Below are 24,827 nucleotides of genomic sequence, written 5' to 3'. Positions count from 1 at the left end.
CCGGCAGGGTTTTGACAAGCTGCATCCGATAGGGGAGAATGAAGGTGGAGATGAAGGCGATGCATCACCCCGTGCAGGAGCGGCGATCGTGGTCGGCGCTCTTTTCATCCTTTCGTGTACAATTGCTGCTCTGCCTGTCGGTCGGGGTGTTCCTGCCGGCGATGCTCTATGTCCCGGGCGATCTGTTCGCGGCGGCGCAGAACCAGGCCGCGAAAAACACGTCGATCGCCGCGGCGATCGCGACCTTCGTCGGCGTACTTGCGGTTCGCAAAATGGGCGAGTTTCCGGGAACGATAACGGCAAGCTATATTTTTCCGGCCTTCGCGGGCTCGTACAGCCTCGTCATGCTGCTTACCCTGCTGCTGCGTGCACCTTATAGCGGCGCGCTCCTGTCGCTGTCCTTTCTGCTCGTTCTGGGAATGCGTTTTTCAATCGATGCCATCGAACGGCGGAACGATCGCAATTTCTATTATCTCGTGCCCGGCGGCGAGATCGACCGCATCCGCCGCGACGTCGGCGTTCCCTATCAGATGCTGCAGACGCCCGCGCTGCCGCGCGAAACCGCCCACGCGATCATCGTGGCCGACCTCCGGCACGATCACGCCCCGGAATGGGAGCGGACCTTTGCGGTCGCCGCGCTCAACGGCGTCGGCGTCTATCATTACAAGCAGGTGTGGGAGGCGCAGACTGGCAAGGTCCGGATCGAGCATCTGTCGGAAAACAGCCTGGGATCGCTGATTCCGAGCAATTCCTATGCGAAGATGAAGCGGGCGATCGATATTAGCTTCACGCTGGTCGCGCTGCCCTTGCTGCTGATCCCGATGGCGGTCACCGCATTGCTGATCCGGCTCGATTCCCCCGGTCCGGTTTTTTTCCGTCAGGAAAGGATCGGATATCGGGGGAAGTCTTTTCGCGTGCTCAAGTTTCGCACGATGCGGGTCGCCGCGCCGAAGATCGATGCAGACGATCAGCGGAACGCCGCGATCACCAAGGACGACGATGATCGGATCACGCGGCTGGGCCGCTTTCTGCGCCAGACGCGCATCGACGAACTGCCGCAACTTTACAATATCCTGCTCGGCGAAATGAGCTGGATCGGGCCGCGCCCTGAAGCGCGGCCGCTCTCCGAATGGTATGAGAGCGAGATTCCGTTCTATTCGTATCGCCATATCGTGCGGCCCGGCATCACGGGCTGGGCGCAGGTGAACCAGGGGCATGTCGCGGGCATTCGCGAAGTGCACGACAAGCTGCGGTTCGATTTTTACTATATCAAGAATTTCTCGATGTGGATCGACTTGCTGATCCTGTTCAAGACGGCCGTCGTCGTGGTCCGCGGCAGCGGAGCGAAATAGGCGCCGCCTTCAGTCATAGCCTGCGGGATTATCCGACTGCCATTTCCAGGACGATGCGCACATCGCGTCGGCATCGAGTCTGGCCGACCATCCGAGCAGATCGGTCGCCTTGCCGGTCGCCGCATAGCTGCTCGCGACGTCGCCCGGACGGCGCGGTGCGATTTCGACGGCGAGCGAATGGCCGCACGCGCGCTCGTAAGCGGCGACGAGTTCCTTCACCGTAATGCCGGTGCCCGTGCCGACGTTGATCGCTTCGCAGCCTTGCGCCCCTCCGCTGTAGTCGAGCGCGGCGAGATGGGCGTCGGCGAGGTCGGCGACATGAATATAGTCGCGCTCGCCCGTGCCGTCGCGCGTGTCATAGTCGTCGCCGAAGATCGCCAGCTTGTCGCGGCGTCCGATCGCGACCTGTGCGACAAAAGGCATCAGATTGTTGGGAATGCCCTGCGGGTCCTCGCCGATCCGGCCCGATTCATGGGCTCCGACTGGGTTGAAATAGCGCAGCAGGACGGCCGAAGCATTGGGCGTCGCCCGCGCCCAGTCGGCGATCACCCCCTCGGCCATCGCCTTGGTGCGGCCATAAGGGTTGGTCGGCGCGATCGGATGCTTTTCGTCGAACGGCAGATAATGCGCCTCGCCATATACCGTGGCGGAGGAGGAAAAGACGATGCGCCGGCATCCCGCGGCGTCCATCGCGCCGAGCAGGTTCATCGTTCCGCTGACGTTGGTCTGATAATAACGCAGCGGAATATCGTTCGATTCCCCGACGGCCTTCAACCCCGCGAAATGAACCACCGCATCGGGTGCGAAGTCCGTGACCGCGCGCGTCAGCGCGTCGGCCTCGCAGATGTCGGCCTCGACCACGCGCATGTCGCGATTGGTCAGTTGGCGAACCCGTGCGAGCGCCACCGGCGAGCTGTTGCAATAATTGTCGAAGACGCAGACTTCGTGGCCCGCGGTCAGAAGCTGGACGAGCGTATGGCTGCCGATATAGCCCGCTCCGCCGGTTACGAAGACTTTCATATCCGCTCCTGTGACGGCCTATTGGCGGAAGATCAATCGCCTTCATCGATCGTCAGCTAAGGTGTGCAGGGACCGCATCGATGCTTGCAATCGCAGCGGTCGCGCTCGACATAGGGACGATGGATCTCGCGTTCGACAATAGTTTTCATGACGCCATGGCAGGCTTCTACGCCCCCGCCGAAGCTGCGAAGCCCGCGGCGCCGAAGCTGCTTGCCTTCAATCATGCGCTTGCGAGCCGGCTCGGGATCGATGGCGCCGACGCGGGCGACGAGGTGATCGCGCGTCTCTTTTCGGGGCAGGACCTGCCCGGTGGGGCGAACCCGCTTGCGCTGGCCTATGCCGGGCATCAGTTCGGGCATTTCTCGCCGCAGCTCGGTGACGGACGCGCGCTGCTGCTTGGCGAAATCGTCGCGCCCGACGGCGCACGCTTCGACGTGCAGCTCAAGGGGTCGGGACCGACGCCTTTCTCGCGCAATGGCGACGGCAAGGCCGCGATCGGGCCGGTGCTGCGCGAATATCTCGTCTCCGAAGCGATGGCGGCGATGGGCGTGCCGACGACGCGTGCGCTGGCCGCGGTCGCGACCGGCGATCGGGTCCAGCGCGAACGCGCGCATCCCGGCGCGGTGCTGACCCGCGTCGCGAGCAGCCATATCCGCGTCGGCACCTTCCAGTTCTTCGCGGCGCATTTCGGCGCCGATCACGTCGTCCAGCTATCGGACTACAGCATCCGCCGCCATTTCCCCGATCTTGTCGAGGCGCCCAATCCGCACCTCGCCTTGCTCGACCGGGTGATCGGGCTGCAATGCGATCTTGTCGCGCACTGGCTGGGCGTCGGTTTCATTCACGGCGTCATGAACACCGACAATGTCGCGATTTCGGGCGAGACGATCGACTATGGTCCGTGCGCCTTCATGGACCGCTTTGCCGCCAACACCGTGTTCAGCTCGATCGACGCCCATGGCCGCTATGCCTATGGCCGCCAGCCGCAGATCATGCACTGGAATATGGCGCGCTTTGCCGAAGCGCTGCTTCCCGCGATCCACTCGGTCGATGCCGCCGATGTCGAGGCGGCGAAGGCGCTGGTGGCCGAGGTTCCGGGCCGCTTTGCCGCGGTCTGGCATGGGCGGTTGCGCAGGAAACTGGGGCTGACCGAGGCGCAGGAGGGCGATACTGTACTGTTTGACACGCTCTTCGCCGAACTCGAGCGCCACCGGGTCGATTTCACCCTGTTCTTTCGCGGTCTCGCGATGATGCTGCGCGGCGACGGATCGGAGCTCGAGGCGCAATTGCCCGACGCCGACGCGATGGTGCCGTGGATCGCGGACTGGTGGGCGCGGCTGGCGCGTGAGACCGACGCGCCGCTGAATCGCGCCGAGGCGATGGATGCGGTGAATCCGCTCTATATCCCGCGCAACCATCTGGTCGAGGCGGCGCTGGGTGCGGCCGAGGCAGGCGATCTTGCAGCGTGGCTCGAATTGCTTGAAGTCGTGCGCAATCCCTATGCCCGGCGCCCCGAATGCGCGCTGTTCGAGGGGCCGGCGCCTGCCGAATTCGGTCCCTATAAAACCTTCTGCGGCACCTGACGGGCACGCGGGTTGAGTGGCTGCGCGGCAATTGCTAGGGACCGCGCCATATCCAGCAGAGGATCGTTCATTGCCCGAAGCAGAAGCGCAGCAGGCGACGCCTGTGAAGATCACGGTCGTCGGCACGGGTTATGTCGGCATATCGAATGCGGTTTTGCTCGCCCAGCGCAACCGCGTCGTCGCGCTCGATATCGACGCGCGCAAGGTCGAGATGATCAACGCGAAGACCTCGCCGATCGCCGATCCCGAGATCGAGGAGTATCTGGCGAGCCGGCCGCTCGACCTCCTCGCGACGACCGACCGGGCGCTTGCCTATGACGGCGCCGATTTCGTCGTCATCGCCACGCCGACTGATTACGATCCCGACACCAATTATTTCAACACGAGCACGGTCGAGGCCGTAATCGCCGATGCGCTGAAGCAGGCGCCGAACGCGCTGGTCATTGTCAAGTCGACGGTGCCGGTCGGCTTTACCGACCGGATGCGCGCCGAAACTGGGTCGGACAACATCGTCTTTTCGCCGGAATTCCTGCGCGAAGGGCGCGCGCTTTACGACAATCTCCACCCGTCGCGGATCATCGTCGGCGATACCCACCCACGCGCGGAGGATTTCGCCCGGCTGCTACTGGAGGCTTCGCTCAAGCCTGATGCGGCGATCCTTCACACCGGCAATACCGAGGCCGAGGCGATCAAGCTGTTCGCCAACACCTATCTCGCGATGCGCGTCGCCTTCTTCAACGAACTCGATACCTATGCCGCAACCCACGGCGTCGATTCGCGGCAGGTGATCGAGGGGGTGTGCCTCGATCCCCGGATCGGCAGCTTCTACAACAATCCGTCCTTCGGCTATGGCGGCTATTGCCTGCCCAAGGACACCAAGCAGATGCTGGCGAATTACAGGGAGGTGCCGCAGAATCTGATCGCCGCGATCGTCGCCTCGAACACGACGCGCAAGGATTTCATCGCGGCGGAGATCATCAAGCGGAACCCGCGCGTCGTCGGCATCCACCGGCTGGCGATGAAGGCGGGATCGGATAATTTCCGCGCCAGCAGCATTTTGGGAGTGATGAAGCGGGTCAAGGCCAAGGGGATCGAGGTCGTCGTCTATGAGCCGCTCATCGAAGAGGATCGGCTGTTCAACTCGCGCGTCGTTCGCGACCTGACCGCCTTCAAGGCAGAGGCCGACATCATCATCGCCAATCGGGTGACCGACGAGCTCTCCGATGTCGCGAGCAAGGTTTACAGCCGCGACCTGTTCGGCGCCGACAGCTGACACCGCTCCCTCGAACCACCGCAACGCCGGGAACTGTCCCATTGCCGGAGAGTTGGCTTGGAAACAGGGGAGATTCGGGTTGCACAGCCACGCCTCGCGAGCCAAAAACGCGCATCGGCCGGGACATGATGCGTCATATTGATAAATCTCGCGAATTTGATCCTTCGCCGCAAATGCGGCGTCGGCAGCGATTGATCCTGTCCGCGTCGCTGTTCGGGCTTGCGTGGACCGGAGCCGCCGCCGCGCAGCAGACCGATGTGGCGCCGCCTGCGGTCGTGCCGACGGTGGAGCCGCAGGCGACCGAAACCCAAAATATCGCCGCGCCGACCCCGCCGCCGCCCGAGGCGCAATTGCCCGAAGTCGCGCCGATCATCCCCGACGAGGAGTTCAAGTCCGCGATTCCGCCGATCAGCGCCGAGGACGACCCCGAACTCGACAGGCCGCTCGAATCGATCGCGGAGTTCGAGCGCCGGCAGGCCGAGGCGGCGAAAGCGAAGGCGGCCGGAACACCGGCCGAAACCGCCGCTGGCGATGTGCCGCAGGTGGACGGCACGCCGGTGCCGGCGCTGGCGGACGGCGACAGCGTCGAAGCCATCGGCGATGCACCGATCAGCGATGCCGAACTCGCCGCGCCGCTGCCGCCGCTCGACAGTTTCGATGTCACGCCGGTCGAGTTCGCCGAGCCCGAGGACAAGAACGAGACGCGAACGATCCACTATGCGGTAAAGGTCAACGGCCTCGCCGCAGCCGACGATGGCACCGATGCCGATCTCGCCGACCTGTTCGACGATCTGTCGGCGCTCCACGACGGCGATGGCAAGGCCGACAATTTCGCGATGCTCCGCGCGCGCCTCAGCGCCGATTCCGAGTTGATGTCGCGCATCCTCGCCTCCGAAGGCTATTATGACGCCGTCGTCGAAACGCGCATCGATCGCGGCGAAGCCGAGGCGGGAGCCAATGGCGCGGCGGCCCGCAATCGGTCGATCACCGCGGTCATCGATGTGAAGCCCGGCGTGCGCTATACGTTCTCCGACATCGTCATCGACGCGAAGCCGACGATTCCGACGGGGTTGATCCACGACAATTTCCCGCTCGTGGTCGGCGAGCCGATCGTTGCGCAGCGCGTGCAGGGTGCCGAAGCGGCGATCGCGCTCAAGCTGCCGCAGGAAGGCTATCCTTTCGCCAAGATCGGGCAGCGCGATATCCTGCTCGACGGCGATACGGGGAAGGGGCTTTATACGCTCCCCGTCGACATCGGCGCGCGCGGGCGCTTCGGTGGGATCGAGACGACCGGCAAGCTGGCTTTCGATGCCGAGCATGTCGATGTTCTCGCGCGCTTCAAGCGCGGCGACCTCTATGACAGCCGCAAGGTCGACGATCTGCGGCAGGCGCTCGTCGCGACCGGCCTGTTCGCGACCGTCGCGGTCGAGCCGCAGCCGACGGGTGAGAGCGCGGACGACGACAGCGAATATGTGACCATGCTCGTCACCCAGCAGGCGGGTCCGCCGCGTACGATCGCGGCGAATGCGGGCTATGGCACGGGGCAGGGCATCCGCATCGAGGGGAGCTGGACGCACCGCAACTTCTTCCCGCCCGAAGGCGCGCTGATCGGCCGGGCCGTGGCCGGGACGAAGGAGCAGTCGCTGGGCGTGACGATGCGCCGTTCCAATGCCGGGCGCCGCGACCGGACGTTCGAACTGATCACCGAGGCGACGCGGAGCCGCTATAATGCGTTCAACGCGATCACCGGCCGCGTTGCGGCGCGCATCAGCTATGACTCGACGCCGATCTGGCAGAAGAAGCTGACCTATGCTTTCGGCGCCGAACTGATCGCGACGCGCGAGGACGACTATGATTTTGCGCTCGGCCAGCGCGTCAATGACTTTTACACGATCGTCGGGCTGAACGGGCAGGTCGGGATCGACCGCACCGACAATTTGCTCGATCCGACCAAGGGATTCCGGCTGACCGCGCGGGTCGAACCCGAAGGCTCGCTCGCCGGCCATTTCTCGCCCTATGCACGGACGCAGGTCGATGCGAGCGGCTATTATCCGGTTACCGACAATATCGTGCTCGCGGGACGGGTGCGCGTCGGCTCGATCGTCGGCGCGGCACGCGAACGGCTGGCGCCATCGCGGCGTTTCTATGCCGGTGGCGGCGGGTCAGTGCGCGGCTTCGGCTATCAGGAGCTTGGTCCCAAGGACCCGAACGACGATCCGATCGGCGGGCGCAGTCTCAACGAGGCCGCGGTCGAGGCGCGCTATCGCTTCGGCAATTACGGCATCGTCGGTTTCCTCGATGCCGGGCAGGTCTATCGCGGATCGACCCCCGATTTCTCGAACCTGCGCTTCGGCGCGGGGATCGGTGGGCGCTTCTATACCAATTTCGGGCCGATGCGGCTCGACATCGCGACGCCGCTCGGCAGGCGCCCGGGCGAGGCGCGCGTCACCGTCTATGTCTCGATCGGCCAGGCCTTCTGATGGCGGAGGACGCGGCCATCGCGACCGAAGGCGACAAGCCGGCGGGGCCGTCGCTGGGGTTCCGGATCGCCAAGGGCGCCGGAATCGCGCTGCTCGGCCTGATCGCGCTGGTCGCGCTGTTCCTGATCGGGCTGAACAGCGACGCCGGACGGCGCTTCGTTGCGACGCAGATCGAGAAATATGAGTTCGAGAACGGGATGAAGATCGGCATCGGCCGGCTCGACGGATCGCTGTTCGGTGAGATGGTGGTGCGCGATTTTTCGTTGTCCGATCCCAAGGGCGTGTTCGTGCGTTCGCCCGAGCTCCGGATCGACTGGCGGCCGTTCGCCTTTCTGTCGAATCATGTCGACGTCCGTTCGGCGACCGCGAAAACATTGGTCGTCGAGAAATTGCCGACCTTCAAGCCGGTGCCCGACACCGGCGAGCCGCTGCTCCCCGACATCGACATCGACGTGCGGACCCTGCGCGTCGACCGGCTGATCTTCGAGCCCGCGATCACTGGCGAGCGGCAGGTCGCGACGCTAAGCGGCAAGATCGCGATCGCCGACCGCCGCGCGCAGGTCACCGCGAATGCGGAGACGATCGGCGAGAAGGCCAGGGGCGACAGGCTCGCGCTCGTCCTCGATGCGGTGCCCGACAAGAACCGCCTCGCCGCGACGCTCGACCTCAACGCGCCGCAGGGCGGGGTGCTCGCGGCGATGGGCGGGTTCACCGCGCCGCTGACCGCGAAGCTCGGCGGGCGCGGCGACTGGACGAAATGGGACGGTTCGCTGATCGCCAACCTCGGCACCGACCCGCTCGCGCGGCTCGCGCTGACGGCGCGAGACGGCACGTTCGCGGTCAAGGGCACGACACAGGCGTCGCGGCTGCTCGCCGAGGGACCCGTCGCTTCGCTGCTGAGCCGCGAGACCGCGGTCGACGTCACCGCGCGGCTCGACAAGCGCAAGGCCGATCTCGACGGCCGGCTATCGTCGGACGCCTTCCGTCTTGGCATCAGCGGCGGGGTCGATCTCGGCGAGAGCCGTTACGATGCGCTGAGCCTCGCCTTCGTGCTGCTACGCCCGGATGCGCTCGCGCCGAATCTGCGCGGCAACGGTTTGCGCGCGACCGCAAAGCTCGACGGTGCGTTCAACCTGCCAACGGTGGAATATCAGGCGAACGCCAATGCCCTCGCTTTCAACGACGTCATTGTCGAGACGCTGAGCCTCGCGGGCAAGGCGCGAGTCGATGCCGATCAGATTTACGTGCCCGTCGCCGGGCGCGCGGCGCGCATTCGCGGGCTCGACACCGCCCTGGGCGGGACGTTGGTGCAGGTGCGGCTCGACGGTGATCTCGCCTATAAGGATGGGCGCATCCTCAGCGACAATCTGCGCCTCCGCTCGCCGCGGATCGATGCCAAGGCGATCGTGATCGCCGATCTCAACAAGGGTTTCTACACCGGCGCGATCGACGGACGGGTCAACGACTATCGCATCGAGAGCGTCGGCCTGTTCGACATCGACACCAACGCCGATCTGAAGACTGCGCCGCGCGGCGGGTTCGAGATCGTCGGCAAGGTGCGCGCGCGCTCGACGCGGCTGTTCAATTCGGGGGTTCGCGATTTCCTCGGCGGCAATGCGGTGGCGAGCGGCGACGTGCGCTATGGCACCGACGGCATCGTTCGTTTCGCCAATCTGCGGCTCGCCGCGCCGCGCCTGCGGGTGACGGGCGGGCAGGGCAGCTATTCGCCCAATGGACAGATTCAGCTCGCGGCGCGCGCGCATTCGACCGATTACGGCCCGGTCGGCGTCCAGCTTGCCGGAACGATCAGCGATCCGCGCGCGGTGGTGACGGCGGACCGGCCGGGGCTCGGCATCGGGCTCGCCAATCTGGTCGCGAAGATCAATGGCGCGCCGAACGGCTACCGCCTCGCGGCGACCGGCGACACCGACTATGGCCCACTGTCGGCCGACGTCGTGCTGCTGACCGCGGCGGGGCCGATGACGATCGACATCGAGCGCGGCGACCTGTCGGGAATCGGCTTCCACGGACGGCTGGTGAAAAGCGCTGCGGGTCCGTTCGAGGGTCGGCTCGACGCATCGGGACAGGGTCTTGGCGGTCTCGTCCGGCTGAGCGGCGAAGGCCAGTATCAGGCAGCGGCGATCAACGTGCGCGCGAACAATGTCGTGCTGCCCGGCGCCGCGAAGCTCGCGGTCGGGTCGGCGATCGTCGATGCCGACGTCGTTCTCTATGACAAGCCGCGCATTGTCGCCGATATCCAGATCGCCGATACGCAGATTCGCACTTATGACATCGCGGTCGGGCGGGTGAAGATCGATTATCGCGACGGGCGTGGCCAGGCGCAGGCGCTCGTCGAGGGGACGAGCGGTGTGCCTTTCCGCATCGCCGCCAACGCTGACCTGCAGCCTGACCTCTGGCGCGCGTCGGTGCAGGGCCGCGCGACCGGGGTCAATTTCCGCACCGTTTCTCCCGCCAGGATCATCCCGCACAAGGAGGATTACGAACTGCTCCCGACGACGATCGACCTCGGGCGCGGCAGCAGCGCGCGCGTCGCGGGACGTTTCGGCGAGGGCATCATGCTCCAGAGCCGGCTCGATCGCGCGAACATGGCGGTCGTCAACGCCGTCTATCCGGGGCTTGGGCTCGGCGGGCGCGCGACGGGCAGCATCGATTTCGCGCAGACGAACGCCGACGCCTTTCCGCGCGCTGATGCGCGGCTGACGATCAGCGACTTCACGCGCACCACCGCGGCGACAGTCAGCCAGCCGGTCGACATCAATTTCGCGGGCAAGCTGCTCAGCGACGGCGGCGAGGCGCGGGCGGTGATCCGCAAGCGCGGCAGCGTGATCGGGCGGCTGCAGGCCTCGCTCCGCCCGCTCGGTCCCGGCGCGGGCGACTGGACGACGCGGCTGCGCGCCGCGCCGCTGAGCGGCGGGCTGCGCTACAACGGCCCCGCCGACACGCTCTATTCCTTCGCTGGGCCTGCCGGGCAGGGGGTTTCGGGACCGATCGCGGTCGCCGCCGATTTCAGCTGCCGGGTCGATGATCCGTGCCTCAATGGCGTGATCCGGGGCAACGGCATGACCTATGAGAATCAGGCCTATGGCACGCGGCTGACCAACATGGTCGTGGACGGGCGCTTCACCGGCAACCGGCTGGAGATCGAAAAGCTCACCGCGACAGCGGGCGACGGCAGCATCGATGCGAAGGGCTATGTCAGCCTGTCGCAGGCCGATGGTTATCCGATGAATCTCAGCGCGACGCTCGACAATGCGCGGCTTGCGCGGAGCGAGAATATCGCGGCGCGCGCGACGGGCACGCTGACGCTCGAAAAGGTCGCGGGGCAGACCGCGCTTTTGTCGGGCGACCTTCGCCTGCCCGAGACGCGGTATCGCATCGTGCGCGAGGGGGCAGCTGCCGTGCCGGTTCTCACGGGTGTGCGGCGCAAGCCGCCGACAGGACGGCGGCGGATCAGTGGCGACGGGCTCGCGGCGGTCGGCGGGAGCCTGTTCGACCTCATCCGGCTCGACATTCGTTTGCGCGCGGGCGACGAAATCTACGTCACCGGCATGGGACTCGAGTCCGAATGGCAGGCCGACATTCAGCTTAAGGGCACGACCCTCGATCCGCGCGTGACCGGCCAGGTCGAGCTGGTGCGCGGAACGCTGGGCTTTGCGGGACGGTCGTTCGAGCTGGAGGAAGGGAAAGTGACGTTCCCGACCGGCGACGCCTATGATCCGGCGCTGCAACTCGTCGCGAGCGATACCTTCGACAATGTGACGGTGTCGGTGAACGTGTCGGGCCGCGCGAGCAATCCGCAGGTGAGTTTTTCCAGCGTTCCCGGCCTGCCGCAGGACGAGATCGTCTCGCGCATCCTGTTCGGCGATTCGATCACCTCGCTGTCGCCGCTCCAGGCGGTGCAGCTTGCCGCTTCGCTCAACACGCTGAGCAGCGGGGGCGGGGGCCTGAACCCGCTCGGCGCGCTGCAGTCGGCGGCGGGGATCGACCGGCTGCGCGTCCTCGGCCCCGACGATACGACGGGGCGCGGCACCGCGCTCGCGGCGGGGCAATATATCACCAAGGATATCTATCTGGAGGTGATCACCGACGCGCGCGGCTATACCGCGACCCAGCTTGAGATCAGTCTGACGCGCGCGCTGTCGCTGCTCAGCCAGGCGGGCGGATCGGGCCAGACCAATGTCAGCATCCGCTATCGCAAGGATTATTGATGCGCCGCGCCGCTCTCCTGCTGCCGCTGCTGCTTGCCGCCTGTCACCAGGAGCCCGATTTCGACGACCGCTACGACATGGCGGCGAAGGAGATCGAGGCGCGCGCCAAGGCGATGGACGCCGACATCGCCGAGACGGAGAAGGCCGCGGCCGCGACGCAGCCAAAAGCCTTGCCAGCATCCGCGAAGCCGTCTAACGCGCCCACGTCATCTGGGGAGTAGCCAGCCGTCCGATCCGGACGGGCCGCCGCGTCAACATACTCGGTCGAGAGGCCGTGGTGCGGTGGGAACGGGACATCGTTCGGGCGAGACCAATGGCATCGAACCTTCCGTCCGGGCCGGGCGGCAGGGTGCGATGTCCGTTGGAATTCGCCTGCCGCCCGGCCCCGGAGTTTTGCCATGGAAGCCATCCTTACCTCGACCGCGGTCGTCGCGCTCGCCGAGATCGGCGACAAGACACAGTTGCTCGCGATCCTGCTCGCGACGCGCTTCAACCGGCCCGTTCCCATCATCCTCGGCATATTGGCGGCGACGATCGCCAATCATGCGCTCGCGGCGCTGCTCGGCGCGTCGGCGGCCGCCTTTCTCGACAGTCCGGTCTTCCGTTATGCGATCGGCATCTCGTTCGTCGCGATGGCGGCGTGGACGCTGATCCCCGACAAGTTCGAGGATGACGAGGCGCCGAAGCCGCGCTTCGGGGCGTTCGTGACGACGCTGATCGCCTTCTTCCTCGTCGAGATGGGCGACAAGACGCAGGTCGCGACGATCGCGCTCGGCGCGCAATATCATAATGTCCTTGCGGTCACGACCGGCACCACGCTGGGGATGATGATCGCCAACGTGCCCGCGATCTTCCTCGGCAACGAGTTGCTGAAGCGCGTCGATCTCAAAAAGGTGCGGATGGTCGCGGCGGCGCTGTTCCTCGTCATCGGCCTGTGGGTGCTTGCGCAGGCGGCCGGCCTGTTCGCTTGATCGGGCTTGCCACCTGTCACGCCCGACAGCTAGCTCCTTCCCGTCGCCCGCCGCATAGGCGGGGGCAGGGAGAGCGAGATGCGCGATGACGGGACACGGCTGAAATGAACGGGCTCGATCTGCCGCACAGCGTCGAGCGCGACATGCTCGCGGCGAGCATCCAGCGCCTGCTTGCCGGTAATCCGCGTCCGGGCTGGCGCGATCTGGTCGATACGATCGGGCTCGCCGGGCTGACGGTGCCCGAGGCGGCCGGCGGTTTCGGCGGCGGCGTCATCGAGGTCGCGGTTGCCATGACCGAGCTTGGTCCCGCGCTCGCGGGCGCCGACTGGCTGTCGCACGCCGCCGCCGTGATGCTGATCGCGCGGGCCGATCCCGGTCATGAGGCGTTGCCCGATCTTGCGGCGGGGTCGCGGCGCGCGGCCATCATCTGCGCCGCATCGAGCGCCGCCATACCCGATGTTGCGCTCGGCGCGGTGCATGGGGTCGCGCGGCTCGTTGCCGGGGCGGCCGAGGCCGACCTGTTCCTTGTTGCCGACCGCGGCGGCATCGTCCTGCTTGCGGCCGACCAGGGCAAGGTCGAGCAGCGCCACCGGATCATGCACGACGGCAGCGTCACCGCCGACCTCGGCTTCACCGCGCCCGCCGCCGATGGCGCGTTGCTGGCGGCGGGGCCGGAGGCAGCCGGCCTTGCCGAATGGATATCCGACCTGATGCTCGCGGCCCGCTGCGCCGAAGCGGTGGGGCTGATGCAGCGCATGGTCGCCGCCAGCGCCGATTATATGGGCCAGCGGCGGCAGTTCGGGGCGGCGATCGGGTCGTTCCAGGCGCTGCGCCACCGGGTCGCCGACATGCAGCTCGCGCAGATGAAGGCGGCCGCGCTCGCCGAGATCGCGGTGCTTGCCGTCGACCGCGATGGCGCCGATCGCGCGCGCGCGGTCAGCGCCGCCTGCGTCGAGGTCGCCGATGCGGTCCGCATCGTCGGTGAAGGCGCGGTGCAGATTCACGGCGCAATGGGGCTGACCGAGGAACTGAGCCTCGGCGCCTGTTTCAAGCGCGCGCTATCGATCGCGGCGGCATTCGGTTCGCGTGCCGATCATCTGGCGCGCTATGCCGAAGCGGCGGCCTAGTATCCGGTAGCCCGTTTGCATCTTTCGCCATTGCGAGCGAAGCAAAGCAATCCAGGGCTGTTTACGCAGGCTCTGGATTGCCGCGCGGCTTCGCCGCTCGCAATGACGATCCCAAAGGAGGCGGTCAGCCCAGCATCAGCCGCGCGATCAGGTCGCGCTGGATTTCGTTCGAGCCCGCATAGATGCTCGCCGCGCGGTCGTTGAGGTAGCGCGGCACCGCGACGGCAAGCTCGGCGGGGGTCTGGCCGTCGGCGTCGGCCCATGCGGCGGGGCCTGCAATCTCGCAGGCGAGCGTGTCGATCCGCTGCGCGGCTTCGGTCCCCAATATCTTGAGCACCGAGGCATAGAGCGCCGGGCTTCCGCCGAGCCCGCGCATCGCCTTGATTTCGAGCGCCTGCAACGCCGCGAGCCCGATCGCTTCGCGGTCGAGTTCGGCGCGGAGCACCGGACCGATACCATCCTCGCCGCGCAGCCGTTCGAGCCGCCCGATCAGTCCCGGAGCATATTTGCCGCCGCGCTCGAAGGTCAGCAGATGTTTGGCGACCGACCAGCCCTCATTCTCGCCGCCGAGCCGGTTCGCCTGCGGCACGCGGACATCGTCGAAGAAAACCTGGTTGAACTCATGGTCGCCCGCGAGGGTGCGGATCGGCTCGACCGTGATGCCGGGCGCCTTCATGTCGAGCAACAGGAAGCTGATCCCCGCCTGCGGCTTGCCCTCGGTCGAGGTGCGGACGAGCGCGAACATGCGGTTCGCGAAATGCGCGTGGGTGGTCCAGATCTTGGACCCGTTCAGCACATAATCGTCGCCGTCGGGCACGGCGCGAAGCTGAAGCGAGGCGAGGTCGGAGCCCGCGCCGGGTTCGGAGAAACCCTGGCACCAATAATCCTCGCCCGACAGGATGCGCGGCAGATAGTGCGCGCGCTGTTCGGGCGTGCCATAATGCATGATCACCGGCGCGACCATCTTGAGCCCCATCGGCGCGAGGCCCGGCGCGCCGGCCGCGGCGCACTCGGCGGCGAAGATATAGCGCTCGATTTCGCTCCAGCCGGGGCCACCGAACTCGGCCGGCCAGTCGGGCGCCGCCCAGCCGCGCGCATTCAGGATGCGTTGCCACGGCAGCGTGACGGCAGGGTCGATGAAGACGCTCGTCGCGCGGCTTGCGGCGCGGCGAAGATCGTCGGGCAGGTTCCCGGTGAGAAAAACACGCACCTTGGCGCGGAAATCGGCGAGTCCCGGTTCGGTCAGGGCGTCGGTCAGCATGTCCATACGCCCGGCTTACAGCGGCGCGGCTCGGTGGGCCAAGCTGGTATCTGCATCAGGGGCGGTTTCGGGACGCATCTGCATCGAGAGATGACCGCGCTTGTTGAACGTGAAGCCCTATGGTAGAAAGAAAGAAAAAATTCTAGAAAGGCGTGATATGAGCTTGAACGTCAAGGATCCCGAAGCGCACCGTCTCGCACAGGCGATTTCGCGGGCGACCGGCCAGAGCATGACCCGCGTGGTGACGGATGCCTTGCGCGACCGGCTGGCGAAGATTCAGCGCCGCAATGCCAAGGCAAGCGTGGAGGAGCTGCTCGCGATCGCCGACCGTGCTGCCGTCCATCTCAAAGGCGCTTATGCCGATCATGCCGAGATGCTCTACGACGATAACGGCCTGCCCGGATGATCCTCGACACCTCCGCCCTCGTCGCGATTCTCTATCGCGAACCCGAGGCACCTTCCTTTGCCCAACGCATCCATGATGCCGACAACTGCCGGATCAGTGTCGCCAATCACGTCGAGCTGTCGATGGTCGTCGAAAGCCAACTCGGACCCGAGGGGACGCGCCAGGCGGAAGCCTTTTTTCGGCGCGCTGGAATTACGATCGAGCCGGTAACGATCGAGCAGGGTGAATTGGCCAGGCAGGCGTTTCTCGACTTCGGCAAGGGACGTCATAAAGCCGGACTGAACTTCGGCGACTGTTTCGCTTATGCCCTTGCGAAGGCGACCGGCGAGCCGCTGTTGTTCAAAGGCAATGATTTCGCGCTGACCGACATCGAAGCGGCCTGACGGCGGGATTCTACGCGGCGCGCGCGCCGACGAAGCCGAGGCCCGCGGCGATCTGGATCGACTGCGCCCGCCCGGTCGCGCCGAGCTTCGCCGCGGCGTTGCGGAGATGGAAACGCACTGTCGAGACCGATAATGTCAATATGATCCCGATCTCGCCGTCGGTCTTGCCTGACGCGGCCCAGCGCAGGCACTGGACCTCGCGCCGTGTCAGCGTCTGCGGCACCGTCGCGTTGCGCGGCCGCCCGCGCGCCTCGTTGTGCGTCGCGACCAGCTTGACCGCTAGGTTGTGGAGGCGGCCTGCATGGCCTTCGAACAGCGCCTCGACCCCGACGGGCTCGCGCGAGCACCAGAAGACCGCGCCGACGAGCCCGCGCGGCAGATGCACCGGCGCGATGATCGCTTCGCCGAAATTGGGCGTGCTTTTCGCCTGCTCGCAATCGACCGCGTCGAGCAGCCCGGTCGGGCGCCAGGTGTGGAGGCTGCCGTCGCTATAATAAAAAGGTTCGGCGACGAGCCGCGCCGCGGTCAGGAACGCGATGTGGAGCGCGAGCTTGCGGTCGCGCCAATAGGCGTGCGCCGGATCGATCCAGCGAAAGCTCGTCTCCGCATAGGGGCGGCCTTCGGCATCGGCCATCGGTTCGGGATCGCCGAGATCGGCCTGCGCCGCAATGAAGGGAAGGCCGATCGCATCGCCCGCCACCTGAATTTCGGCGATCAGGGTAGGCATCTCCTTCCAGCAAAGCGTCTGGCTGTCGGTCACGCGTCCATTCCATCCTTATCCTGACACAGGTGCCAGCTTGTTTGCCGGCCCGCAATCCGGTCCTCTGTCACTATCCGGCTTCGCGCGACGCTCGCACATAGACGAGCTCCGCGACAAGCTGTTTGAGGGAGGATGGATGATGAAGGCAATGCGTATTTTTCTGCTCGCGGGAACCGCGGCAGGTCTGGCCGGGACGGTGCCGGCCTTTGCCGTCGAAGCCGACCAGGCGACGGCTCCGGTCGAGGGGGACATTATCGTCACCGCGCAGCGCCGCGCCGAATCGATCAACGATGTCGGCATGGCAATTCAGGCCGTCGACAGCGAAACGCTGGAAAATCTGCGCGTCACCGATGTGCGCGACCTGACCGCCGTGGCGCCGAGCTTCACCGTGTCGCAAAGCTATCAGGGTGTGCCGACCTATACGTTGCGTGGTATCGGCTTCAATACGATCAACCTGTCCGCAACCTCGACCGTCGGCACCTATGTCGACGAGGTCGCCTATGCCTATCCGATCATGAACACCGGCCCGATCATGGATCTGGAACGCGTCGAGGTGCTGAAGGGGCCGCAGGGCACCCTCTATGGCCGCAATACGACGGCGGGGCTCATCAACTTCATCACCGCCAAGCCGACCGATCATTTCGACGCCGGGGTCAGCGCCGAACTGGGCAATTACCAGACCTATAATTTCGCCGGTCACATTTCCGGTCCGCTCGGCGAGGGGGTTTCCGCGCGCCTCGCGATCCGCAGCGAGAACAGCGACAAGGGGTGGCAGGTGAGCAATTCGCGCCCCGACGAACGCCTCGGCAAGGTCGACAAGCTCGGCATCCGCGGCTCGCTCGCCGTCGAACCCGGCACCGGCACCCACATCGACCTGTCGGTGACCTGGTGGCAAAACAAGTCGGACACCGTCGCCGGGCAGGGGATCGGCTTCACGCCGGCGACCAATCCCGTGACCGGCACCAGCGCCTCGCACTTCTTCAACGTCCCGGGGCTTGCCGACTATATCGCCGATAATTTCCCGACCAAGGCCAGCCAGGCCGACTGGGCGCCCGAAGCCGCTCGTTCGGCCGATATCGGACGTGGGGCCGGATTGCCCGGCGACCTGGCAGAGAATAATCGCTTCTGGGGCCTGAAGCTGCGCCTCGATCAGGACGTCACCGACACGGTGAAGTTCGTCAGCCTGACCAGCTACAATGATTTTCGGCGCAAGGCGCTGTCCGACTGGAGCGGCGCGCCGTTCGAGATTCTGCTGCAGAAAGCCGACGGCCGCATCAAGAGCTTCGCGCAGGAGATTCATTTCGAGGGCGAGAGCGGCGTCGTCAACTGGCTGGTCGGCGGCTATTATGGCCATGACAAGATCGTCGACAGCAACCGCACGATGCTCGGCGAAAATGCGAACGCGCGCTTCATCCGCGCGGCGCCCTATCTCGTCGTGCCCGGCGTCAATCTGCTCGAAACGCCCTTCAATTCCGGCGGTTACACGGCCGCCGACATGGCGACGGCATTCCGCACCTATGAAGACATCGGCACGATGAACACGAAGACGTGGAGCCTCTTCGGAAACGCCGACGCCGAACTGACCGAGCAGCTCAAACTGACCGTCGGCCTTCGCTATACCGAGGACAAGCAGGACTATGTCGGCTGCTCGCGCGACTATAAGGGCAGCATGTTGCCGAACGTCAACGTCGTGAATCGCTTCCTCTTCTCGGCCGGCGGCACGCTGCCGATCCCGGCACCGATCGTCGAGGGACAGTGCAACACCTATGACGATGTGACGAACAGCTTCGGTCCGGTGGTCTCGACGCTCGACGAGAACAACCTCGCCTGGCGGGTGGTGCTCGACTGGTCGCCGAACGACGATACGCTCGTCTATGCATCGGTGTCCCGCGGCTATAAATCGGGCACCTCGCCGGTCAACGCGGCGAGCAAGGCGCGCCAGAACGCGCCGGTCACGCAGGAAAAGCTGACCGCCTATGAAGTCGGCCTGAAGGCGACGCTGGCCGACCGCCTGCTTCAGGCGAATCTGGCTGCCTTCTATTACGATTATAAGGACAAGCAGATCAGCACCTATTTCGCCGATCCGATCTATACGGCGCTGGCGCGGCTCGACAATGTGCCGAAGTCGAAGGCCTATGGCGTCGAAGGCGAATTGACGCTGCGTCCGGCTCAGGGCGTGACGATTTCCGCCAACGGTCTGTGGCTGAAGACGCGCGTGATCGACTATGTCGGCACCAATGCCGCCGGTCAGCCGCAGAATTTCGACGGCGCGGAGTTCATCTACAGCCCGCACTTCCAGGGCAGCATCGTTGCCGCCTATGACACGCCGGTGAGCGACACGCTGAACGTCAATGGCGCGGTCAGCCTGCGCTATCAGAGCAAGTCGAACACGATCTTCGAGGATGATCCGCTCTACAAGATCGACTCCTTCGCCGTCGTGAACGCCAGCCTGGGCCTCAAGTCGGAGGCGGGGTGGTCGCTGTCGCTGTGGTCGAAGAATCTGTTCAACAAATATTATTGGTCGTCGGTCGCCAGCAACGCCAACGTCGTGGTTCGCTTCGCCAACCAGCCGCGAACCTTTGGCCTGACGCTGGGTTACGATTTCTAAGACCGATACGCGAAGGGCGCAGGCAGATATGCAGGGCAATTATCTGGGCACGATAATCGATTTTGCCTCTCCCGCCGGGGAACCGGCCCTGCTTGCGCCCGACAGCGTCCAGTGGCGCGTCTACAAGAATCCGATCGCGCTCGGCATCGGCGGCATCGCAGCGGTGCTGCTCGAATTTGCCGAACCGCGCATCCGCTCGGGGGTGTGGGATCATTCGACCTACAAAGTCGATCCGATCGGCCGCTCACGCCGCACCGGGCTCGTTGCGATGCTCGCCTGCTACGGCCCGGCAAGCGTCGCGAAGGAGGTGATCGGCAAGGTCAATCGCCTGCACGGGCCGGTGAAGGGCAAGACCCCCGCGGGCGAACCCTATCGGGCGCTCGACCCGGTGCTGCTCGATTGGGTCGCGGCGACGGCCTCCTATGGCTTTCTGATGGCCTATGACCGTTTCGTCCATCCGCTCGGCGAGGCCGACAAGGATCGCTTCATGCGCGATGGCGATGCGATCGGGCGCGAGTTCGGCGCGCGGCACACGCCGGCATCGGTCGATGGGTTCATGGCAATGATGGCGACGCTCGAATCGCGGTTCGAGGCGCATCCGATCATCTTCGAGTTTCTCGATATCATCCAGTCGGGCCGCGCCGCGCCCGGGACGCCGCGTTTCCTGCATCGCGCGATCGCGCGGGCATCGGTGTCGCTGCTCCCCGCGCATATCCGCCGCCGGCTCGACCTTGGGCCAAAATATGACCTGACGCGAGCCGACCGGCTGCTCTTGCGCGGGGCGGGCAAATTGGCCGACCGTTTCGCCAGTCGGACGTCGGCGCCGTGTCAGGCGAGCCTGCGCCTCGGGCTTCCTGCTGATTTTCTATACCGCTCGCAGGCTGAGCAGCAGCGGTTGCTGGCGAACCCCTCTCTTCAGCGATCCTTTGCATGATGTTTCCCCGCGAAGGCGGGGATCCAGAGCGAGATGGCGCCAGGCGACGCTGGACCCCCGCCTTCGCGGGGGGAGCAAGTAAGACGGCCAGCCTATTCCGCCTCGGTGCTGAGCCCCAATTCGGGGATGCCGATCGAGCGCCGACCGCCGAAATCGGAGCGCACGACGATCGCGCCCTGCTTTTCCATATAGTCGACGAGCCGCCGGATGCGGCCCGGCGAGCGCGTGCCATAGGCGCGGCCGAGCGCGTCGTCGTCGGGGCAAGGGCTGCCTTCGATCGCGGCGCGCGCGATCTGCACGAATGGCGCGAGCATGTCGTCGGGGAGCCGGTTCGCGGCGGCCAGAAGCTCGCGCCATTTGTCGTCGGCGGGGTCGAAGATGCCGCCCTTCGCCAGCGCGAACCGTTTGCGAAACTGCGCGAGATCGAGCGGCACCCGCCCCAGCTTTTGCATCCGGCAGCGCACCGAGAAATCCTGATAGAGAAAGGATTCGGGGTGAAAGGCACAATCGGGGTCGGCGAGCATGTCTTCGAGCGCGGCGACGATCGCCGGCTCGGCATCGGGCACGTCGGCTTTGGGGAATAAAGTCGGCGCCGCTACGGGGGCTTCGTCATCCGCATCCTGCTCGGCGAAGCGCTGGATCAACTCCTGCGCCGCGACCGGCTTCGGCGCGGGCGCCGGCGTCGGGAGCGGCTGCGTTTCGAGTTCGGCGAACAGCATCGTCCGCATGTCCTGCGGCTCGGCGCTCGGCAGCGGCAGCAGGCCGTGCGTCCCGGCGCGCGTCGCGGTTTCGGTCGAGCCGATCTTCACCGCGACCGGGCGCCGCGAGATCGCCGGGCCGAGCCCCAGGAAATGCCCGCGTTCGAGGTCGCGGATCGCCTCGGCTTGCCGCCGCTCCATGCCGAGCAGGTCGGCGGCGCGCGCCATGTCGATGTCGAGGAAGGTGCGGCCCATCAGGAAATTGCTCGCCTCGGCCGCGACATTCTTGGCGAGCTTGGCAAGTCGCTGCGTCGCGATCGCGCCCGCGAGGCCGCGCTTGCGGCCGCGGCACATCAGGTTCGTCATCGCCGACAGGCTCGCGCGGCGGACGGTGTCGGAGACGTCGCCCGACGCGCTCGGCGCGAACATCTGCGCTTCGTCGACGACGACGAGCGCGGGAAACCAGTGCTCGCGCGGCGCATCGAACAGGGCATTGAGAAACACCGCAGCGCAGCTCATCTGCGCCTCGATGTCGAGCGTGTCGAGCGCCACGATCACCGAGGCGCGATGCTCGCGGATGCGCGCGCCCATCGCGGCGATCTCGCGCTCGCTATAGTCGCCCGCGTTGACGACGATGTGGTTGTAGCGGTCTGCCAGCGTGACGAAATCGCCCTCGGGATCGATCACCACCTGCTGGACGAGTCCCGCGCTCTCTTCGAGCAGGCGGCGCAGCAGGTGCGACTTGCCCGACCCCGAATTGCCCTGGACGAGCAGGCGCGTCGCGAGCAATTCCTGCACATTGACGTGAACGGCGCTGCCCCGGTCGTCGGTTCCGATTTCGATGCTGCTGTTCACGGCGCGAGCCCTATCGGGCGGCCACCGGCTTGACAACAGGCCAGCCGCCCGAAGGCTGGAAATGTAGGGGAGCAAAGGGGGGAACGGACCGGATCGCGCGGACCGAGGCGTCATCATCCGGGATTCTTTCGCATGAGAGAAAGGCGGCCTTCGCCGCGGCCCAAGACAAATCACCGGCCAGAACAGATGGTCTTGCGGTCATGCGATGAAAGGGAAGTCATGCGAAACGTCGAAATGCTCTTGCTGGCCCTCGTGTCCGGCGGCTCTCTCGCCGTGGCCGCGGCGGCGCAGCCGGGATCGGATTTGGCGGGCGCGCAGGCGCTGATCGGCAGGATCTATACCGCTTATGTCCATGATGATGTTCCCGACCTGGATAGACTTTATACCCCCGAATTACGGCGGTCGATCCGCCGGCAGAGCGATGGCGACCTCGGCCTCGGTTACGATCCCTTATGCAGCTGTCAGGACACCGGCGACTTCACCTATCGCATCGCGTCGCTCGTCGAACGCAAAGGCGGGGCTGCGGCGCAGGTCGATTTCGACAATTTCGGCGAGCATCACAGCGTGACGCTGCTGCTCGTCCGTCGCGGCGGCCGCTGGTTCGTCGGCGATATCATCGAAGACGGCGCGAGTCTGTTGAAGGGGGAATGACCATCCTGTCGGCAGGCCGCGAAGGAGCGCCGGGGGCGGCAAAGGCCCCGTGCCGCACTTCGGACGGCGTTTCGCCATAGGCCTTGCGAAAGCTGTTCGTGAAATAGCTCAAATCGCCGAAGCCGCAATCATAGGCGATCTCGGTAATCGTCCCTTTCTGAAGCCGGGGCATCGACAGGCGGCGGTGCGCCAGCGTCAGCCGCTCGCGCAGAACGAACCCGGTAAAGGTCGCGCCGTCGGCCTTGAATAGCAATTGAACCGACCGCGTACTCAATCCGGCTGCCGCGGCAGCCGCGGCGATGTTGAGACTGGGCGAAGTGAGGCGGGCGAGCGTCCAATGCTTGATCGCATCCAGTCGCGCGGCGTGCAGTTCGCGCCCCGATGCGGTCCCGGTCGCATCGCTGTTCGTTCCCGCCGCCAGTGCGACCAGATCGGCGACATGGATCGCGACGCGGTGCGCGAGTTCGGCGGTGGGACCGGCGTCGTGAAGCGTGCGATAAGCGGCAAGATAGGATTTCAGCAGCCGCATCGACTGATTATCGGGCGATATATGGCGCATACTCAATCCATTTCATTTGACTGCGTCACGGGCTGGCATCGGCAACGCGGACTCGACGCTTGGGCCGAGGTTCGATAGATTCGCGCCGGGCAGGGACCGGGAGGGAGCATGGGGTCTGCGGAGCGGATAGATCTGGCGCACGAAGCCGACCTCGTTATCGGCAGGCTGTCGGTGTCGCCGGCGCGGCGCGAGCTCAGGCGCGAAGACGGGCAGCGCGAGGTGCTGGAACATCGGGTGATGCAGGTATTGATCGCGCTCCACCGGACCGATGGCGGTATCGTGACGCGCGACGAGTTGACCCGCTCCTGCTGGGACGGCCGGATCGTCGGCGACGATGCGATCAATCGCGTCATCTCCCGTCTTCGCAAGGCAGCGGACGGCATCGGTGCGGGCAGCTTTGTGATCGAGACGATCACCAAGATCGGTTACCGGCTTGTCGAAGAAGGGCGCGAGGCGGCTTCGTCTGTCTTGCCGCCGGGGCGCGCGCCATCGCCGGCTGCGCGTCCGACGCGGCGCGGTTTCGCATTGGGCGGGGCGGCGCTGGGTATCGCCGCTTTGGCCGGCGGCGCCTGGCTGTACCGGCGTGCCGCGCCCCCCGCCGTTTCGCCCGAGGTCCAGGGGCTGATGGGGCGGGGCTGGACGATGATGTTCCAAGGCAACCGCGATGCGCAGATCGAGGCCGCGGGCCTGTTCCGGCATGTGGTGGAGCTGGCGCCCGATTATGCCGACGGCTGGGGCGCGCTGGGCTTCGTCTATGCCTATTCGTCGCATTACTATCCCGCCGGGGAGCGAGAGGCGCGCCGCGACCGCGCCCGCGCCGCCGCGGCGCGCGCGTTCGCCATCGACCCCGGCAACGGCATGGCCCGGGTCGCGCTGGCCTTTGCCCGGCCGTGGCGCGGCCACTGGCTGGAAATCGAGCGCGCGCTGCGAGGCGCGGGGCGCGCTCGTCCGGAGGAGGATCTGTTCCGCGTCACGCTCGGCTACATATTGGGTATGGTCGGCCGGTTCGCGGAGGCTGCGGACATATTGGGCCGCATGGGCGGCGGCAACCGTCGGCGGACGCTGGAACCCGGCGAATATTATTATCTGATCGAAGCCTTGTGGGCGGCCGGCCGTCTGGAGGAAGCGGATCGGCGTATCGCGGAGGCGGTCGCCCTCTATCCGACGCATTCCAACATCTTTTTCCTGCGCTACAATATCTATTTGTTCAGCGGCCGGGCGGGTGCCGCCGCCGCGCTGATCGCCGACCGCTCGGGTCGTCCGGTCCAGGGGGATTGGGACCGCCTCGGCCGGATCGCGTATCTGTTCGAGAACCGCCCGCCGAACGACATAGCCCGTTTTGCGGCGGAAGGGATGGAGCTGGCGCGTTCGAGCTGGGGCTACGCAGGCAAGATGGTCGAATGTTTCGCCGCGCTCGGCCTGGTCGACGAGGCCTTTGTGCTGGCGGATGCCTTTTTCTTCGGGCGCGGTTTCACGATACCGGAACGAAATGGCCCAGGCTCGAACTATTATTCCGCGCTCGAGGATCGCGAAACAGGCATATTGTTCCTTCCTTCCACCCGGGCTATGCGCACGGATCGGCGCTTTCGTCGCCTGACCGAGGAGCTGGGCCTCGAACGCTATTGGCGCGAGACGGGCGTGCAGCCCGATTACCGGCGCACCTGAGGGGGGCGTCCG

19 protein-coding genes are annotated in these 24,827 nt (G+C 65.9%); 14 read left to right on the top strand and 5 right to left on the bottom strand.

Going from position 1 to position 24,827, the window contains the following annotated elements:
* Positions 1 to 38: 38 nt before the first annotated feature.
* Positions 39 to 1,352, top strand: a complete 1,314-nt coding sequence (locus OJI97_RS02380; RefSeq protein ID WP_297660780.1) for an exopolysaccharide biosynthesis polyprenyl glycosylphosphotransferase — start codon at positions 39 to 41, stop codon at positions 1,350 to 1,352.
* A gap of 9 nt (positions 1,353 to 1,361) precedes the next feature.
* Here OJI97_RS02380 and galE read toward each other — a convergent pair whose 3' ends face one another.
* On the bottom strand, positions 1,362 to 2,372 hold the full coding sequence (gene galE / locus OJI97_RS02375; RefSeq protein WP_297660777.1) for a UDP-glucose 4-epimerase GalE: 1,011 nt from the start codon (positions 2,370 to 2,372) through the stop codon (positions 1,362 to 1,364).
* A gap of 80 nt (positions 2,373 to 2,452) precedes the next feature.
* Here galE and OJI97_RS02370 point away from each other — a divergent pair, with 80 nt between their 5' ends.
* The 7 genes from OJI97_RS02370 to OJI97_RS02340 all read left to right on the top strand — a co-directional run bounded on the left by OJI97_RS02370 (position 2,453) and on the right by OJI97_RS02340 (position 14,035).
* Positions 2,453 to 3,955, top strand: coding sequence for a YdiU family protein (locus tag OJI97_RS02370; protein ID WP_297660774.1), 1,503 nt, complete (start codon positions 2,453 to 2,455; stop codon positions 3,953 to 3,955).
* A gap of 103 nt (positions 3,956 to 4,058) precedes the next feature.
* Positions 4,059 to 5,228: a nucleotide sugar dehydrogenase gene (locus OJI97_RS02365; protein ID WP_297660838.1), complete on the top strand. Its 1,170-nt coding sequence runs from the start codon at positions 4,059 to 4,061 to the stop codon at positions 5,226 to 5,228.
* Between the two features lie 173 nt (positions 5,229 to 5,401).
* Positions 5,402 to 7,708 (top strand): autotransporter assembly complex family protein, encoded by a 2,307-nt coding sequence (locus tag OJI97_RS02360; RefSeq protein WP_297660772.1) that lies wholly within the window; start codon positions 5,402 to 5,404, stop codon positions 7,706 to 7,708.
* Positions 7,708 to 11,937, top strand: coding sequence for a translocation/assembly module TamB domain-containing protein (locus tag OJI97_RS02355; protein WP_297660769.1), 4,230 nt, complete (start codon positions 7,708 to 7,710; stop codon positions 11,935 to 11,937). The genes OJI97_RS02360 and OJI97_RS02355 overlap by 1 nt, the downstream gene beginning before the upstream one ends.
* Positions 11,937 to 12,158: a hypothetical protein gene (locus OJI97_RS02350; RefSeq protein WP_297660766.1), complete on the top strand. Its 222-nt coding sequence runs from the start codon at positions 11,937 to 11,939 to the stop codon at positions 12,156 to 12,158. Before OJI97_RS02355 ends, OJI97_RS02350 begins: the two co-directional genes overlap by 1 nt.
* Before the next feature lie 177 nt (positions 12,159 to 12,335).
* Complete coding sequence (locus OJI97_RS02345) at positions 12,336 to 12,908, top strand: TMEM165/GDT1 family protein (protein WP_297660763.1); 573 nt, start codon at positions 12,336 to 12,338, stop codon at positions 12,906 to 12,908.
* Between the two features lie 104 nt (positions 12,909 to 13,012).
* A complete protein-coding gene (locus OJI97_RS02340; protein ID WP_297660760.1) occupies positions 13,013 to 14,035 on the top strand; it encodes an acyl-CoA dehydrogenase family protein in 1,023 nt (340 codons plus the stop codon).
* 124 nt (positions 14,036 to 14,159) lie between these two features.
* Here OJI97_RS02340 and OJI97_RS02335 read toward each other — a convergent pair whose 3' ends face one another.
* Positions 14,160 to 15,296: an acyl-CoA dehydrogenase family protein gene (locus OJI97_RS02335; protein ID WP_297660757.1), complete on the bottom strand. Its 1,137-nt coding sequence runs from the start codon at positions 15,294 to 15,296 to the stop codon at positions 14,160 to 14,162.
* Between the two features lie 109 nt (positions 15,297 to 15,405).
* Here OJI97_RS02335 and OJI97_RS02330 point away from each other — a divergent pair, with 109 nt between their 5' ends.
* Both OJI97_RS02330 and OJI97_RS02325 read left to right on the top strand, forming a co-directional pair.
* A complete protein-coding gene (locus OJI97_RS02330; RefSeq protein ID WP_297660836.1) occupies positions 15,406 to 15,702 on the top strand; it encodes a type II toxin-antitoxin system VapB family antitoxin in 297 nt (98 codons plus the stop codon).
* Positions 15,699 to 16,085: a type II toxin-antitoxin system VapC family toxin gene (locus OJI97_RS02325; RefSeq protein WP_297660754.1), complete on the top strand. Its 387-nt coding sequence runs from the start codon at positions 15,699 to 15,701 to the stop codon at positions 16,083 to 16,085. Before OJI97_RS02330 ends, OJI97_RS02325 begins: the two co-directional genes overlap by 4 nt.
* 10 nt (positions 16,086 to 16,095) lie before the next feature.
* Here the strand turns inward: OJI97_RS02325 and OJI97_RS02320 are convergent, their stop codons facing one another.
* Entirely contained in the window at positions 16,096 to 16,845 is a 750-nt protein-coding gene (locus OJI97_RS02320; protein WP_297660751.1) for a helix-turn-helix transcriptional regulator, read from the bottom strand.
* Between the two features lie 148 nt (positions 16,846 to 16,993).
* On the opposite strand from OJI97_RS02320, the gene OJI97_RS02315 reads away from it, so the two are divergent.
* Together OJI97_RS02315 and OJI97_RS02310 are read left to right on the top strand one after the other, a co-directional pair.
* Positions 16,994 to 19,453 carry a TonB-dependent receptor gene (locus OJI97_RS02315; protein WP_297660748.1) on the top strand — a complete coding sequence of 820 codons (2,460 nt, stop codon included), beginning with the start codon at positions 16,994 to 16,996 and terminating at the stop codon, positions 19,451 to 19,453.
* 28 nt (positions 19,454 to 19,481) lie between these two features.
* Complete coding sequence (locus tag OJI97_RS02310; RefSeq protein ID WP_297660746.1) at positions 19,482 to 20,387, top strand: oxygenase MpaB family protein; 906 nt, start codon at positions 19,482 to 19,484, stop codon at positions 20,385 to 20,387.
* A 92-nt stretch (positions 20,388 to 20,479) separates the two neighbouring features.
* On the opposite strand, the gene OJI97_RS02305 is transcribed toward OJI97_RS02310, so the two are convergent.
* Positions 20,480 to 21,940 (bottom strand): ATP-binding protein, encoded by a 1,461-nt coding sequence (locus OJI97_RS02305; RefSeq protein WP_297660743.1) that lies wholly within the window; start codon positions 21,938 to 21,940, stop codon positions 20,480 to 20,482.
* Positions 21,941 to 22,159: 219 nt separating this feature from the next.
* On the opposite strand from OJI97_RS02305, the gene OJI97_RS02300 reads away from it, so the two are divergent.
* Positions 22,160 to 22,591 (top strand): DUF3828 domain-containing protein, encoded by a 432-nt coding sequence (locus OJI97_RS02300; RefSeq protein ID WP_297660740.1) that lies wholly within the window; start codon positions 22,160 to 22,162, stop codon positions 22,589 to 22,591.
* Here OJI97_RS02300 and OJI97_RS02295 read toward each other — a convergent pair.
* A complete protein-coding gene (locus tag OJI97_RS02295) occupies positions 22,554 to 23,150 on the bottom strand; it encodes a helix-turn-helix transcriptional regulator (protein ID WP_297660738.1) in 597 nt (198 codons plus the stop codon). The two genes, OJI97_RS02300 and OJI97_RS02295, sit on opposite strands and share 38 nt — an antisense overlap.
* 108 nt (positions 23,151 to 23,258) lie before the next feature.
* Between OJI97_RS02295 and OJI97_RS02290 the strand changes: the two genes are divergently transcribed.
* On the top strand, positions 23,259 to 24,815 hold the full coding sequence (locus OJI97_RS02290) for a winged helix-turn-helix domain-containing protein (RefSeq protein WP_297660736.1): 1,557 nt from the start codon (positions 23,259 to 23,261) through the stop codon (positions 24,813 to 24,815).
* Positions 24,816 to 24,827 lie beyond the last annotated feature (12 nt).

This window comes from Sphingopyxis sp., from assembly GCF_025869345.1.
Classification (GTDB): domain Bacteria; phylum Pseudomonadota; class Alphaproteobacteria; order Sphingomonadales; family Sphingomonadaceae; genus Sphingopyxis.
The sequence above is the reverse complement of the archived record's forward strand: the minus strand, read 5'-3'. Positions and strand labels throughout refer to the sequence as shown.